The 15856-nt window shown below is 69.5% G+C and carries 13 protein-coding genes; all 13 read left to right on the forward strand.

Features of this window, described 5'->3' with window-relative positions; genetic code table 11:
- Entirely contained in the window at nucleotides 1-369 is a 369-nt protein-coding gene (locus BMX29_RS15625) for a hypothetical protein (protein WP_092814621.1), read from the forward strand.
- On the forward strand, nucleotides 362-1318 hold the full coding sequence (locus BMX29_RS15630) for a VWA domain-containing protein (RefSeq protein WP_092814624.1): 957 nt from the start codon (nucleotides 362-364) through the stop codon (nucleotides 1316-1318). The genes BMX29_RS15625 and BMX29_RS15630 overlap by 8 nt, the downstream gene beginning before the upstream one ends.
- Complete coding sequence (locus BMX29_RS15635) at nucleotides 1318-2211, forward strand: vWA domain-containing protein (protein WP_092814627.1); 894 nt, start codon at nucleotides 1318-1320, stop codon at nucleotides 2209-2211. The genes BMX29_RS15630 and BMX29_RS15635 overlap by 1 nt, the downstream gene beginning before the upstream one ends.
- Complete coding sequence (locus BMX29_RS15640) at nucleotides 2208-2894, forward strand: hypothetical protein (protein WP_244889261.1); 687 nt, start codon at nucleotides 2208-2210, stop codon at nucleotides 2892-2894. The genes BMX29_RS15635 and BMX29_RS15640 overlap by 4 nt, the downstream gene beginning before the upstream one ends.
- Nucleotides 2891-4120, forward strand: a complete 1230-nt coding sequence (locus tag BMX29_RS15645; RefSeq protein WP_092814630.1) for a BatD family protein — start codon at nucleotides 2891-2893, stop codon at nucleotides 4118-4120. Before BMX29_RS15640 ends, BMX29_RS15645 begins: the two co-directional genes overlap by 4 nt.
- Nucleotides 4121-4220: 100 nt before the next feature.
- Nucleotides 4221-4868, forward strand: a complete 648-nt coding sequence (gene gfa, locus BMX29_RS15650) for an S-(hydroxymethyl)glutathione synthase (protein ID WP_092814633.1) — start codon at nucleotides 4221-4223, stop codon at nucleotides 4866-4868.
- A 135-nt stretch (nucleotides 4869-5003) separates the two neighbouring features.
- Nucleotides 5004-5711: a response regulator gene (locus BMX29_RS15655; RefSeq protein WP_043844065.1), complete on the forward strand. Its 708-nt coding sequence runs from the start codon at nucleotides 5004-5006 to the stop codon at nucleotides 5709-5711.
- Between the two features lie 13 nt (nucleotides 5712-5724).
- Nucleotides 5725-6888, forward strand: a complete 1164-nt coding sequence (locus tag BMX29_RS15660) for an FIST N-terminal domain-containing protein (RefSeq protein ID WP_092814635.1) — start codon at nucleotides 5725-5727, stop codon at nucleotides 6886-6888.
- Nucleotides 6885-9164 carry a hybrid sensor histidine kinase/response regulator gene (locus tag BMX29_RS15665; RefSeq protein WP_051487654.1) on the forward strand — a complete coding sequence of 760 codons (2280 nt, stop codon included), beginning with the start codon at nucleotides 6885-6887 and terminating at the stop codon, nucleotides 9162-9164. Before BMX29_RS15660 ends, BMX29_RS15665 begins: the two co-directional genes overlap by 4 nt.
- A 45-nt stretch (nucleotides 9165-9209) precedes the next feature.
- Nucleotides 9210-9908, forward strand: a complete 699-nt coding sequence (locus BMX29_RS15670; protein WP_043844061.1) for a hypothetical protein — start codon at nucleotides 9210-9212, stop codon at nucleotides 9906-9908.
- A complete protein-coding gene (locus BMX29_RS15675) occupies nucleotides 9905-10264 on the forward strand; it encodes a hypothetical protein (RefSeq protein ID WP_043844060.1) in 360 nt (119 codons plus the stop codon). The genes BMX29_RS15670 and BMX29_RS15675 overlap by 4 nt, the downstream gene beginning before the upstream one ends.
- 179 nt (nucleotides 10265-10443) lie before the next feature.
- Nucleotides 10444-12930, forward strand: coding sequence for a hypothetical protein (locus BMX29_RS19670; protein WP_139197059.1), 2487 nt, complete (start codon nucleotides 10444-10446; stop codon nucleotides 12928-12930).
- 211 nt (nucleotides 12931-13141) lie between these two features.
- The gene (locus tag BMX29_RS15685; protein WP_139197061.1) at nucleotides 13142-15823 is read left to right on the forward strand and encodes a M10 family metallopeptidase; all 2682 of its coding nucleotides are present in this window, start codon (nucleotides 13142-13144) and stop codon (nucleotides 15821-15823) included.
- Nucleotides 15824-15856: the final 33 nt, after the last annotated feature.

Below are 15856 nucleotides of genomic sequence, written 5' to 3' on the forward strand. Positions count from 1 at the left end.
ATGGAGGAGGGCCGCGCCCTGTCCGAAGCGGCGCTGCAGGCGGGCCTGCGCGCGCTCCACCTTCCGGCCCGCACCGGGTGGGAGGTCGTCGCCGACCTGCTGGCCGCGCTGGCGGTCGGTCTGTTCCTGGCCCTGCTGATCGGGGGCGCGCTGCGTCTGTTCAGCAGGCCAGCCACGCGACAGCCGGACCTTACGGCCAACGTGCTGGCCTTGCGTGCGCTGCCGGAGGACGATCGCCGCGTTGCGCTGCTTCACCTCCTGAAGACGCGCGCGCCCGACCGCTACGCGCGTCTGTCCGGCGCGATTTACCGACCTGGAGGACTGCCCGAAGCGGACGCACTCGAACGCGAGGTGCTGGCCGATGCCTGACTTCGCCGACCCGCTGGTGCTGCTCCTCCTGCCGCTGCCCCTGCTGGCGCGCTGGCTGCTGCCGCCGCGCCGGGACGCCGGCGCGGCGCTGTCCGTGCCGGACGGTATCGGGCGTCGACTGGGGTTCGGAGCTACAGCGGGAAGCGGCACGGCCCGGGCGTGGTGCTGGGCCCCGTGGGCTTTGTGGGTTCTGCTCGTCGTCGCCTTGGCCGGGCCGCGCACGCTGGCAACGATCCCGGCCTTGCAGGTGTCGGGACGGGACCTTGCCATCGCGCTCGATTTGTCGGGCAGCATGGTGCGCGACGATTTCATCCTCGACGGCGCGCCGATCACCCGTCTGGACGCGGTGCGCCGTGTGGGCGCGGACTTTGCCCGGCGGCGCGGCGGGGACCGCGTGGCGCTGATCGTGTTCGGCTCGGACGCCTACTACGCGGCGCCGTTCACGTTCGACACCGAGGCCGTGGCCCGCCGGATCGAGACCGCCGAGATCGGCATCTCGGGCCGGGCGACGAACGTGTCGGATGCGCTGGGCCTCGCGCTCAAGCGGCTGGCCGAGTCCGAGGCGGAGAGCCGCGTGGTGATCCTGCTGTCGGACGGCGTGAACAACGCTGGCGCGACGAACCCGCGTGGCGTGGCCGCGCTGGCCGCCGAGCAGGGGGTGCGCGTCCACACCATCGCCATGGGGCCGCGCGACCTGGAAACTGCGGAAGAGGGCGAACGCGGCGTGGTCGATGCGGCCACCCTGCGCGCGATCTCGGAGATCTCCGGCGGTGAAAGCTTCCGCGTCCGGACGATGGATGACCTCGTGGCGGTGGGCGAGGCGCTCGACCGGTTGGAGGCCACCGACGCCGATGGCCTTGCCGCCGAGGTCTGGACAGCCCTCTGGCTCTGGCCCGCGGCGGCGGCGGCGATGCTGGCGCTGGCGCTGGCGTGGCGGGAGGCCGCGTGATGCCGGATCCGACCCTGCTCCGGCCCCTGTGGCTGCTGACGTTGCCGCTGGTGGTGCTGGCCGCATGGCTTCTATCCCGGCGCGGAGCCGCGCTGGGCGACTGGGGCAGGGCCGTGGACCCGGGCCTTCTGGAGGCGATGCGGGCGCTCGGACGGGTCGAAGGGGCCGGTCGCCGTGGCGCGGGGTTGGTCCCGCTGGCGGTGGCGGCGCTCGTCGTGCTGGCGCTGACGGGTCCGGCGCTGGAACGGCGCGATCGCGCGGCGTGGCGTAACCTCGACGGAGTGATCTACGTGCTCGACGCGTCGCCGTCGGTGGCGCAAAGCCCGCGCTGGCCGCAATTGCAGACCATGGGGCGCTTCGCGATCTCGGCGATGGGCAGTCGTCCGGGCGGAATGGTGGTCTACGCGGGCGATGCCTACGTTGCCACGGACATGACCGCAGACCTGCGCGAACTGGGCCAGACCCTGTCGGTGATCGATGCCGAGACCGTTCCCGATCCCGGCTCGCGCCCCGAGCGCGGCCTGTCGCTGGCCCGGCGGATGCTGGAAGAGGCACGGGTGCTCTCCGCCGACGTGGTCCTGATGACGGACGGGGGCGGACTCGGCGCCGAGGCCCTGCGCGAGGCAGAGGCGTTGGCCTCCGGCGGCGCGCGCCTGTCGGTGGTGGGTCTGGACGGCACGACGCCCGAGATGGAGTCGATGGCCGGGGTCGGGGGCGGCCGTGTCTGGACGACCGACCAGACCGACGCACTTGCCGCCTATATCCGGGATGCCGGTCGCGACGTGCTCGAACGGCAGGACTATCCGCTTCTGTTCCTCGCCGATTACGGGCGCCTGCTGCTGGCGCTGGCGCTACTACCCGCGCTGCTGCTGTTCCGGAGGGCCGCACGATGAGGGCCAGGGCGCTTGCAGCTGTTGGCGTGGTCGCTGGTCTGGCCGCCGTCGCGATGGCCGGGGCCGCCCCGTTCGGACGGCTTCTGATGGCCGCGGGTGTGCCGGGCATGGCGGCGCCGTTCCTGTCCGATCCAGCCTGGCACGGCGCGGCGCGTTACCGGGCCGGGGACTGGGACGCGGCGGCGGAGGCGTTCCGCGCCGCGGGATCCGATTACAATCTGGGCCTCGCCCGGGCCCGCGGGCAGGACTACGCCGCTGCGCTCGAGGCCTTCGACCTCGCGCGGCTGACAGGCGACGGCGACGCGCGGGCGAATTTCGACCTGGTGACGGCCTATTACGCCGGGCTGCGGCTGGATCCCGGCACCATCGTGTCGTGGGCAACCGAGCGCGAGGCGGTGGGACCGACCGAGGAGGCACCCATCGGACGCGGCTCGGGCCGCGCTGCGGGCACCGGGACCGAGTCGACCAATGCCGGTGCGCTACTCGGCCTGCCGGAACTGGAAAGCCGCGGCATCACCGGTGTGCGCGGTGTCTTCGACGACCGCTTCATGATGGCCGATGACCGGTGGCTCGCGCAGCTCGAGGACGTGCCTGGCGCCTATCTCGACGAGCGCATCCGCTTCGAGGCCAAGCGCCGCGCCGATGCCGGTCTGACCCCGCCCGATCCGGAGGACCCGAGATGATCCGTCTCGTGCTGTTTTCGACCCTATTTCTGGCCTTCGCGGGAATTGCGGACGCGCAGACGCGCGAGGTCACGGACGGGCAACTCGACCTTGAGGTGTCGGTCGTGGGTGGCGCGACGGATGTCTACGCGCGCGAGATGGTGCTTATCACCATTCACGGCACCTATCGCCGGCACATCACCCGCGAAAAGCTGGAGCAACCAGAGCTCGAGGGCTTCAACTGGAGCCAGCTGGGCACCGACCGCTGGTACGAGACCATAGAGGCCGGCAAGCGGATCAAGAATTTCGAGCGGCGCATGGCGCTTTATCCGGATGGACCGGGTCGGCTGACGATTCCGCCCTTCGTGCATCACCTGACGCTCACCGACGAGGGCGACGACTGGTTCCCCCATGACATCCGGTCCGAACCGATTACCGTGGACGTGCAGCCGGTTCCGGAAACCGGCGGAGGCTGGTGGTTCCCGGTGCGCGGCCTGCGGGTCTCGGACGAATGGTCGAACGCGCCCGACCAGTTGACCGAGGGCGAGGGCGTGCTTCGCGTCATCCGGATCGAGGCCACCGGCGCCACGCCCGAGATGATCCCGCCGATGCCCGACCTGACCTCGCCCTCGGCGATGATCTTCGCCCACCCCGAGCGCCGCTTCGTGGAGCTGTCGCCGGAGGGACCGGTCACCTACGCGTTCTGGCGCTGGACGGTGCGGCCGACCAACGGCACATCGGCGATCCTGGAACCTCTCGAGATCGAGTATTTCGATACGAAGGCACGGGAACAGCGCCTGGTCGAGATCGGCGCGCAGCGGATCGCGTACGGCACGGTCACGGGCCTCGCGCGATCGGAGCAGCCAGCGGACAGGGCCACACCCACCCGCGGAAGCCTATCTCGGGCGCCGCTTCTCGGAATGACGGGATTGGGCGCGCTTCTGGGTCTGGGCGTGATGCTGGCAGGACGGCGGACCGGCGGGGCCGGCTGGAGGCGGCTTCCGGGCCTCGATCCGCGGCGCCGCGCGGTGGCAAGCGCGGCCCGTCGCGGCGATGCGGCCGGGCTGTGGCGCGCGGCGCGGGCGCTTATGGCGTCTGATCCCGGCGTCGCGGCGCGGCCCGAGGCACGCGGCGCGGTCGACATCCTGGGCCGGTCGATCTTCGGAGCCGGGACGGGACCCGCGCCCGACCTGAAGGCGCTGGCGCGTCCCCTGTTGCGGCGCAAACGGTCGTCGGGCGATACTTAAAGGGGAATTGCGCGGGCCGCGGCGTTTGGTCACGCTTGATCCCACCCATGTCCGGCCGCCGGACGGCGCCGGACAAGCGACAAGCCACAGGGAGGGCGAGATGGGACTTCTATCGAATCTGTTCGGCGGGGGGGACGGCAATGCGTCGTCGACCACCGGCGGCGGGGGAAATCAGCATTCGGACGTCAAGATCCACCCGCAGGTCGACAACGGCGTTAAGCCGGGCTCGTCCAACTTTCCGGGCGGCAAGCTGACCTGCCACTGCACCAGCGACCCGGTCGTGGTCGAGGTGTCGGCGCAGACCGCGCACAACCATGTCTGCGGCTGCACCAAGTGCTGGAAGCCCGACGGCGCCGTCTTCAGCCAGATCGCGGTGGTCGGGCGCGACCACGTGAAGGTGCTCGAGCACGAGGAGAAGCTCGAGGTGGTGGACCCGTCCGCGGCGATCCAGCGCCATGCCTGCAAGGCATGCGGCGTGCACATGTTCGGCCGGATCGAGGACACCAACCACCCGTTCCACGGGCTTGATTTCGTGCACACCGAGCTGAGCGACCAGTCCGGATGGTCGGGCGCCGAGTTCGCGGCGTTCTGCTCGTCGATCATCGAATCGGGTGTCGATCCGTCCCGCATGGACGGGATCCGGGCGCGCCTGAGCGAACTCGGGCTCACGCCCTACGATTGCCTGTCGCCGCCGCTCATGGACGCGATCGCGACCCATGTGGCCAAGCAGAAAGGCGTTTTGGCCTGACTCTGCCGCCGCCCGCGCCCTTTTCCAATTCACGCGAGGGGCGAAGCGGGCGGCGGTATGCTGCACCGCCGCGAGCAGCGGCGTTGCATGAAATTGCAGTCCTACGCTAGGCTTCGCCGCGGGAGGACTTGTCACATGAAACACGAAACGCTGGCGCCGCCATCGGGTCGCATCCGGTCGGTGGTGGTGGTCGACGACCATCCGCTCTACAGCGACGCATTGTCCGCAGCCCTGAACCTCGCCTTTCCGGGGTGCCACGTCGCTACGGCACAGACCCTGTCGGGTGCGCTGGCGCTGCTGGACGAGGGGGCCGACCCCGATCTCGTAATGTTCGACCTCAAGCTGCCCGACGTCACCGGGATCTCCGGATTCGAGGCGTTGCGCGCACGGATTCCGGGCACGCCCATCCTCGTGATCTCGTCCCTCACATCGCAGCCGGTCGTCTCGGCGCTGATGGAGGCGGGCGCCGCCGGCTTCCTGCCCAAGGACGCCTCGGCCGCGACCCTGAAAAGCGTGCTTTTCGATGTCAGCGCGGGCCGCAAGTCCCTGCCCAAGGAATACCGCGGCGCGTCACCCGATTCGTCGGGCGCGAGCGGGCGGACCCGCCTGGCCGACCTGACGCCGCAGCAATCCCGCATCATGAAGCTGATCTGCGCCGGCAAGCCCAACAAGCAGATCGCCTACGAGCTCGACCTCGCCGAGGCGACAGTGAAGGCGCACATCACCGCGCTCTTGCGGCGGCTCGGGGTCCAGAACCGGACCCAGGCCGCGGTGATGGTGGAGGCCGCACAGAGCGAGGCCGCCGCCGGCGACCCGGACGCGCGCGCCTTCCTCAGCAGCTGAGGGGCATCCGCCCATGAACGACGCCAGTCCACGTCCGTCAGTGGTCGGCGTGGCCGTGTCCTACGCCACCGATCCGGACCGGGCGGTGGCCGAAGCGGTGACGCAGATCGACCTGGCGGCGACATGCTTTCTGCTGGTCCTCGTGCCCGAGGGTCTGGCCCTCGGGCCGCTGTCTGCGGCGCTGTCCTCGCGCGCTCAGGGTGTCCCGGCCTTCGGCTGCACCACGGCCGGCCAGATCACGCCTTCGGGCTACGATTCGGGCGCGCTTCTGATCCTCGCCTTCCCGCGCCGCCATTTCCGCTGCGCCTCGCTGCCGTTCGAATCACTGTCGGGCATGTCGATCAAGTCGGTCGCCGACGAGGCCCGCCGACACGAGGCGCGCTTTCCTCACACGGCCGGGTGGAACCGTCTCGCTCTGGTGTTCGTGGACGGGCTGTCCAAGCGCGAGGACGTTCTGGTCTCGACCTTGCAGACGGCCCTCGATTCCGTGCCGGTCTTCGGCGGCTCCGCGGGCAACGGCCTGAGCTTCCGCGAGACCCACGTTCTCAGCGATGGCGTATTCCGCAGTGACGCGGCGCTGATGCTGTTGATCGAGACCGACCTCGACGTGGCGGGGATCGGTTTCGACCACTTCCTGCCTACAGACACCCAGATGGTCGTCACCGCCGCGATTCCCGAAGACCGGCTGGTGCTGGAGCTGAATGGAGCGCCTGCGGCGCAGGAGTACGCGCGTCTCGTGGGCTGTCCGGTGGACCGGCTCGGCCCGCGGGTCTTTGCCGAGAACCCCATGCTGGTGCGCCAGAACCACGCCTACCACGTGCGGGCGGTTCACGGTGCGCCGGGCGGCGCGGCGCTGTCGTTCCTGTCGGCCATCGACGACGGCCTGATCCTGACGCTGGGCCGTGGCCGCGACATCGTGGAGACGCTCGATGCCGGGCTCGACGTGCGCGGCGCGCAGGGCCGGGCGCCGGATGTCGTGCTGGGCTTCGACTGCGTGCTGCGCCGGCTCGAGATCGAGCACAAGCACCTGTCCGCCCCCGTTTCGGACGTGTTCCGCCGCCGGCGCGTGATCGGCTTCAACACCTATGGCGAGCAGCACCGCGGCGTGCACGTGAACCAGACCTTCGTGGGCGTCGCCTTCTTCGAGGCAGAGGGTCGGGGGCGCGAGCTGCAATGATCGACCCGTCCGAGCCGCCGCACGTCCAGATCGCCCGCCAGCAACGCATCATCGACGCGCTGATCCGCCGCGCGAACCGGCAGCACGAGGTCGGAGAGACCGCCTACAGCGCCTTCCAGTCGGCCATCGCCCTGCAGGGAGAGGTCTGGGCCAAGACCCGAGACCTTGAGAGGGCGGCGAGCGAGCTGGAAGAAGTTCGTCACGAACGCGAGCGCACGCGCCGGAACCTGAGCGATGCACTTTCGGCGATGGAGGGCGGCTTCGCGCTGTTCACCGCAGGCACGCTCGAGGTCTGCAACGACCTGTTCCGCTCGCTTCTGCCGGACCTGCGCGAACGGCTCGTGCCGGGGCTGCGGATCGAGGACTATTTCGACGCGCTCTCGAAGAGCGGGCACTTGGTGTCCTCGGACGGACGGATGCAGACCTCGCTTACCCGCGCGCGCCACGGGCCGGTGGGCGCCTCGGTCCTGTCGGTGGTGATCGAGCTGACCGGCGACCGCTGGTTCCAGATCAACCTGCAACGCACCTCGGACGAGAACGTGGTGATCCTGCAGACCGAGATCACCGCCATTGTCCGGCAGAACCGGTCGGAGCGCGAAAGCCTGATCGACCGACAGGCGCACTACCTCCAGGCCGCGCTCGAGAACATGTCCTCGGGCATCTGCACCTTTTCCAGCGCGGGCGAGGTGATCCTGCACAACACGCGGTTCCGCGACCTGCTGGGGTTGCCGTTCACGCTGTTGCAGAAGGGCACGCGGCTTGGGGCGATCCTCGAGTTCATCCGCGCCAACGCGCTGATCCGCGACGCCGACGGCATGGACTTCGCCCAATGGGAGGACCGGATCGCGCGGCAGGGCCGGATCCGGCGTCGGATGCGTCATGCCGGCGGGCGGGTGCTGGACCTCTTCGCGCACCGTCTGCCCGATGGCGGTTTCCTCGTGGATGTTAAGGACGTGACGCTGGAAAGCCGCGCGACAGAGATGCTCGAAAAGCGGGTGGACGAGCGCACGGCCGAGCTGACTCGGGCGAACCGCCGCCTGACTGCCCAGTCCGAGGCGCAGGCCCAGGTCGAGGAAGAACTGCGGCTTGCCAAGGAACGGGCCGAGGCCGCGGTGTCGTCCAAGACCCGCTTCCTCGCTGCGGCCAGCCACGATCTGCTGCAACCGGTGAACGCCGCGAAGCTTCTGATCTCGACGCTGGTGCAGCGGGCGGAGGACACCTCGCTCGCCACCTTGGTCGAGCGTCTCGACGGCTCCTTCGCGTCGATCGAGGAGATCCTGCACGCGCTTCTGGACATCTCGCGGCTCGATTCCACCGACGGGGCGCTGACGCCCGCTGACGTGAGCCTCGGCGCGATCATGCGCGGGGTGATCGAGGATCAGGCGCCACTGGCCGCCAAACGCGGCGTGCAGCTGGATATCGTGCCAAGCTCGGTCTGGGTGCGCTCGGATCAGCGCTACCTGATGCGGTCGGTGCAAAACCTCGTGGTGAACGCGCTCCAGTATACCGAACCGGGCGGACGGGTTCTGGTCGGGTGCCGCAATCGCGGGACGGACCGCGTCGTGCTCGAGGTCTGGGACACCGGCATGGGCATCTCCGCCCGCGACCAGAAGCGCATCTTCGACGAGTTCGCCCGCGCCGAGAACGTGCCGTTCGCCTCGGGGATGGGGCTTGGCCTCTCTATCGTCGAGCGCACGTGCCGCCATATGGGCCACAAGGTCCGGGTGCGTTCCAAGCCCGGGGTGGGTTCCGTGTTCTCGATCGAGATGCGGACGGTGCCAGGACGCCGAACCGAGCCGGACGATTCGGATGCGCCGGCATTGCGGCCCGAAGCCCTTGGCGAGGACATGGACGTGATCGCCCTTTTGGTCGAGAACGACCCCGACGTTCTTTTCGCCACGACCGAGCTTCTGGAGGGCTGGGGCGCGAGCGTGCTGCCCGCCGCCTCGACGGAGGCCGCGCTGACGCACGTCGCGGACATGGGCATGGCGCCGGACATCATCGTGGCGGACTTCCAGCTCGATGGTGACGACACCGGCGTCGCCGCGATCGAGGCCGTGCGCGCGGCGACCGGCGTGCGGGTGCCCGCGATCATGGTCACTGCCGACCGAAGCGAATCGCTGTTGCGGCAAGGGGTCGAGACCGGCTTCGCGATCCTGACGAAACCCGTTCAACCCGCCCGCCTGCGGCCCCTGATCGACTGGAAGGTGCGCTGGCAGGCTCCGGATGCCGCCGCCGCGCCGGACCCCGCGGATGCCGACAAAAGTCGGCCCTGACAGCACGTGCAGACCGGATACGGTCGCCTTGGGAGGATTTTCGACATGAGACGGACACTGGCCCTGATCGGCGCGGTGGCCTGCCTTGCGGCAGCCCCGGCGCTTGCCCAGAACGCGGCAACGGACACCACCGAGACCTACGACCTGCTGTTCAAGGACGGCACGCTCGACGAGGTCCCCGACGAGTCCACGCTGATCTACGACCGCACGGTCGCCAACCGCGCCAAGGCCGAGGCCGCCGAGCGCGACACCGGCCGGATCGCGCTGAGCTTCGAGCAGCGCGAGGACACCGAGATCGCCAACCTGATGTTCCTTCAGGACGGCAAGCATCGCAATCTCGGCAGCTTCCCGGCAAGCGTCGGCAACCCGATGATCATGTACTTCTACGAAGCCGTGGTCCGCGACATGGCCGAGACCGCCGGCGGCTCGCCTTTCTACATCCGCAACCGGATGAAGGACGCGCTGACCGTACCCGGTGAGGTGATCGACGGCACCGCGACCTGGCAGGGCGAGGATATCGAGACGCAGACCGTGACCCTGCGCCCGTTCGAGGGTGATCCGAACCGCGCGCAGATGTCTGGATTCGGTGATCTCGCCCTGACCGTCACCATGTCCGAGGAGGTGCCGGGCTGGTACCTGTCGCTCAGCGCCGAGGCCCCGCATCCCGATGGCGGCGATCCGATCTACCGCTCGGAGATGCGCCTCGACGGGATCGAGGACACCGCGGCGGAGGCTGCCCAATGATCTCCCGCGCACCGCTTGTCGCCGCCCTGCTCTCGGCCTTCTTGGCCGGGGGCGTACAGGCGCAGTCGGTCGCGGACCGGCTTAACGACTATCCCACCGCTGCACGCGCCGACTACGTCTTTGCCTGCATGCAGACCAACGGGCAGACCCAACAGGTCCTTCAGCAATGCGCCTGCTCGATAGACGAGATCGCGGCGATCCTGCCCTACGAGGACTACGTCTCGGCCGAGACGGTGCTGGCGCTCCGCCAGACCGGCGGCGAGCGCACCGCGATCTTCAAGAGTGCGGCAGTCTCGACCGAGCAGGTTGCCAAGCTGCGGCGCGCACAGGCCGAGGCCGAGATCGTCTGCTTCTGACCATCGGCTGATCCTCCAGCGCCTGGGACGGGCCGGCACGTCGCGCCCGTTCTCCTGATCCGGAAAACTTGATCTGCATCGGAGCGATTGTTCGCCCACGCGCCACAATCGCGCCTCCGCCCTTTCCCACCGCACCGGCATTCGTCTCGCCGTGGGAAAACTTGGGGTGAGTGCGGGCCATGCCGATCGAGGTGGGGTATGCCGGCACGGTGACCGGGGGCAGCTTCGCGCTGCCCGCCGGCCCGGTGTCGCTGACTGCGGTGCTGACGGGTGGTGTCCGTCGGATAGCCGTTTCCGATGAGGTATTTGCGGGCACCGAGATGCTGGGTGCGTCCGGCGCGGGTTTGTCCCGCACCGGTGATCCGGCCTGGCATGAGCCCGCGGCTCGGGTGGCGCTGACGGTCAACGGGGAGGCGCGCAGCCTGCCCGACGCGGTGATCGCCACCGCGCTGGGCCACCTCGCGCTGGGCGGCGGCAACGGCCAGTCGGTCTGGCTGTCCGAAGGCGGTCGGTCGGCCGACCGCGGCACCGTGGTGGCCGCTGACGTTGGTGGCGCCACGCAGCTCTTCGTGGCGGCGGCGACGGGGGCCGGCCTCACGGGCTACGTTCTCAACGGCACCGGAGCGCCAGGCACCGCGCGGCCGGTGCAGGACACCGACGGGCGCTACCTCGACCAGGTCGCCGACCTGGCCTTGATCGAGACCTCGGGTGGCACGTATCTCTATGCAGGGTCGTCCAGCGAGGCCGGGCTCACCGGCTTTCGCGTCGGCGCCGACGCCCGCCTGTCCGAGGTCGAGTCCCTCGGTCGCGAGGAAAGCCTGCCGGTGCAGACGGTCTCGGGCCTTGCCGCCGCGCACGTGGCGGGCCGCGACTTCCTCGTGGTGGCGGCTTCCGGCTCATCCAGTCTGACGGTCCTGCGGGTGCGGGCGGATGGGTCGCTAGGACACACGGATCACGTGTTCGACGGGCGCGACACGCGGTTTCAAGGCGTCGCGCAGATCGAGACGGTGCAGGTGGGCGGGCAGGCCTTCGTTATCGCCGCCGGTGCGGACGAGGGCATGACCGTCTTCCGCCTGAGCCCGGACGGCCGGCTGATACACGAGGATACGCTGGCCGAGACCGGCTCCGGCGCGCTGAACGACCCGGTGGACATCGCCGCGCTGGTCACCGGCGCCGAGGCCCGGATCGTCACGCGCGGAGAGGGTCAGACCGGCGCGGGGGTTTACACGCTGAACCTCGGGGCGGCGGGTGACGTGGCGCGCGTGACGTCCGGCACGCGCACCGGGACATCCGGATCGGATCTGCTGCAATTGACGACCGGTGCGGGCACCCTCGATGGGGGCGCCGGGGCAGACGTGCTGATCGACGGGCCCGGCTCGGACCGCCTGCGCGGGGGCGCGGGCCGCGACACCTTCGTGCTGATCGCGGACGGAGAGGCCGACACGATCCTCGACGCGACGCCGGGGCAGGACGTGATCGACCTGTCGGACTGGCCGTTCCTGTACAGCCTCGACGCCGTTGCCGTCACGCCGACCGACAGCGGCGCCACGCTGCGCTTCGGTGACGAGGTCCTCCATATCCGCAGCGCCGCGGGCGGTTCGCTGAGCGTCGCGCAGGTGGAGCGGCTGGTGCCGGCCTTTCTCAACCGCGCCGAGATCGTCCTCGGCCCGCTGCAACAGGCCGCGCCGGAGCCCGCGCCAGAGCCGTTTCCTGACACGGTGCCACCCCCGATCATCCCCGCAAACGGAGGTGGCACCGCGACCGATCCCGGCGATTTCGAAGACCTGCCCGGCACCATCGACGAGGCCGGGCCTGTAGGCAGCGCGTCTGGCGTGGTGGTCGATGGCACGGACGGGGCTGATACCCTGTCCGGTGGCGATGGCGACGACACCGTGCTCGGCCGTGGCGGAAACGACGTGCTGTCGGGCGGGGCAGGCGACGACACCATCGCGTCCGCGGACGGCGCGGACCGTGCCGATGGCGGTAGCGGCAACGACATGATCGGCGGCGGCACCGGAAACGACACGCTGTTCGGCGGAGCCGGCCGCGACACGCTGGGCGGCGGCCGGGGCGACGACTCGCTCGACGGCGGCGATGGAGCCGACGTGTTGGCCGGTGGGCCGGGCAACGATATCATCGAGGGTGGCGTCGGCAACGACACCATCGGTGCGAGCTACGGTAACGACCAAGTGCGCGGCGCCGGCGGGGACGACGACATCGGCGGCGGCACCGGGCGCGACATCCTCTCGGGCGGCAATGGTGACGACCGGCTGGGCGGGGGCGAAGGCGACGACACCGTGAAGGGTGGGGCCGGAGCCGATTTCGTCGCCGGGGGCGGTCGCAACGACCGGCTCGAAGGCGGTGCGGGCGCCGACACGCTGAACGGCGGCGTCGGGAACGACGTGTTCGAAGGCGGCGGCGGCGCGGACGTCTTCGTCTTCACCCGGTTCACCGACGGAGAACGTGACGTGATCGAGGATTTCACCCCCGGGGTCGACCTCATGCGGCTGTCCGGCATCCCGGGACGTGGCGCGGCGGGCAAGTACGCCGCGCTCACAATCGAGGCGGTCGAGGACGGGACCGGAATCTTCTTCGGCGGTCATACGATTATCGTGGAGGATATGACGCCGGATGCGTTCAACCCTGAGGACTTTTTGTTTCTGTAAAAATCCTCGGAAACGGCCGGGAGCGGCCCCGCGGCCAACACGAAATGGTCAGAAAATGCCGCGAAGGTTGCCCACAATGAACGAGCATACACGCGGCGCCGGGGAACGGTCGGCCCGCCTGACCCGATGTCGAGCGGAGTAGACAAGACCCATCATGTGCGTGATCTGTACGTCCCTTTCGTCCGTGCTGCGAAGCGCCGCGGACGGCCAAATGTCCTTCGCTGATCTTGCCGGTTCGACCACACTGGGCGCAGTCTCCCGCGCCATGGCCGCCGCGGACAATACCGAGGGTGTCGATGCCCCGGCGGGCGCAAGTTCGCCCTATAGCACCCCGCTCGGGGCGGTGTTCCAGGGGCAGCTCGGCTCGGGCGACACCGACTGGGTGGAGGTCACGCTCGAGGCGGGTGAGAGCTACGTGTTCCTGTCCTGGGGCACGGGCGGGCAGGCGGCGGGCATCGATGACACGGTGCTGACCCTTTACGCCGGCGACGGCCGCGAAATCGCGTCGAACGACGACATCCTTCCGACCTACGGCAACCTGTTCTCGGCCATCACCTACGAGGCCGAGGCGGAAGGAACCCACTGGCTGGGCGTGTCCGGCTTCGACGGCGAGGCGGGCGACTACCGCGTACTGGCCGCATCGGACACCTTCGACGCCGAACTGGCCGCCATCTACATGACCGAGGTGGACTGGGGCGCGCCCACCACGCTGCGCTTCGATCTGGATGCCACGCGCACGTTGACGGTGAACCTCACCGCGCTCACTGGCGAGGGGCAGCAACTGGCGCGCTGGGCGCTCGAGGCGTGGGAGGTGGCCGCGGGCATCACCTTCACCGAGGTTCGCGGCTCGGCCGATATTACGTTCGACGACGACCGCAGCGGCGCGTTCGCGGGTCCGTCCTCCTACCTCGTGAACTCGGGCCTGAACGCCTATTCCGACGTGAACGTCGGGACCGAATGGATCGAAAGATACGGCTCGGACTACGGCAGCTACGGCTACCAGACCTACCTGCACGAAATCGGTCACGCCCTGGGCCTCGGCCATGCCGGACCCTACGAGGGCGTCGCGACCTACGGCGTCGACAACCTCTTCGCCAACGACAGCACGCAGCTCACGGTCATGAGCTACTTCGACCCCGACGACAATCCGGAGGTCGCGGGCGAGGATGTGAACATTCTGACCCCGATGCCGGCGGACGTGCTGGCGATCCAGTCGCTCTACGGCACGGCGACCGCCTATTCCGGTGATACGACCTGGGGCGCGAATTCGAATGTCGGGGGGATGCTCGGGCAGGCCTTTGCCATTCTCTATGACGGCGCGAGCCCCGGTCAGATCGCCTGGGCGGATGAAGACGTGGCCTACACCGTCTTCGACAGCGGCGGAACCGACACGCTCGACTTCTCGACCGCGACCGAGCACCAGCGCATCGACATGCGTGCGGGCGCCGCGTCGGACGTGGGCGGTGTCGACGGCGGTCTCGTGATAGCGGTCGGCACCGTGATCGAAAATGCGCGCGGCGGATCAGGCGACGATACGATCGCCGGCAACGACGCCGACAACCGGCTCGAGGGTGGGCGCGGCAACGACCGGGTGCGCGGCGGGGCGGGGATCGACACCGCCGTTCTGGGCGTGGCTCTGTCCTCGGTCACCGCCACGTCGACGGAGGATGGCATCCGCATCGTGTCCTCCGAGGGCACCGACCTGTTCTCGAGCATCGAGCGGTTCGCCTTCTCCGACGGCGTGGTGACCGCAGCGGAACTTCTGTCAGGCTTCGGTGCAGGCGTCGAACCCGACGAGACACCGGTGACAACAGGCGATCCCGTGGTCGAGAACGACACGCCCGCCCCCACCGAAAGCTCCGACCCCGATACGACCGAGGATGAGCCGGTGCAGTTGGCAGATGACAGCGGTGCCGGGGCCTCTGGAAGCTCTGGGGGCGGAACACCTTCAGAACCGGGCGACGATGTCGATGAGGGCACAGACCCTTCGGGAACCGACGTTGTCGACAGCCCCTCCGAAACCGCCCCGGAACCGGATGCCACCGCGGGGGTCCTGCGGGCCGGCGGGGCCGGGGACGACACGCTGACCGGGACCGACTTTGATGACACCATCGCCGGGCAGCAGGGGGCCGACATGCTCTACGGCCTCGGCGGTGCGGATCGGATCTCGGCCTCCGACGGAGACGACACGGTCCTCGGCGGGAACGGTGACGACATGATCGGCGGGGGCCTCGGCAACGACAGCATAGATGCCGGGGACGGCGACGACACGGTCGGCGGCGGCTTCGGGAACGACACCGTGCTCGGTGGCCTCGGCGACGACGTGGTGAACGGCGGCGCGGGGGACGATCTGATCGAGGGCGGTTTCGGCAACGACACCTCCGGCGCCGGCTTCCACGACGACCGCGTCTTCGGCGGCGAGGGAGACGACAGCCTCGGCGGAGGGTCCGGTCGCGACAGCATCGTCGGCGGCAACGGCAACGACGCAATCGGCGCAGGGGCGGGCGACGATACCGTGGACGGCGGCGCCGGCCACGACTTCCTCGCCGGGGGCGACCGCCACGACCTGATCGATGGCGGTTCGGGCAACGACACGATCAACGGCGGCTCGGGCAACGACACGATGACCGGACGCGGCGGCGCGGACGTTTTCGTCTTCAACGAGATGGTCGCCGGAGACCGGGACGTCATCACGGATTTCGAGGTCGGCACCGACATGATCCGCCTGTCCGGGGTCGAGAACGCACCGGGCTCGGGGCTCGCGGGATACCTCGAGGCACTGGACCCGACGGACGTGGCGGGCGGCACGGTCCTGAGCTGGGCGGGCCACGAGATCCGGCTTGCCGGCGTCTCGGCGGCGGACCTGACGGCGGACGATTTCGTCTTCGTCTGATCGCGCGTCGTACGTTGTCCGCGCCCCGGCATG

It is taken from the genome of Roseivivax marinus, from assembly GCF_900109705.1.
Lineage (GTDB): Bacteria > Pseudomonadota > Alphaproteobacteria > Rhodobacterales > Rhodobacteraceae > Roseivivax > Roseivivax marinus.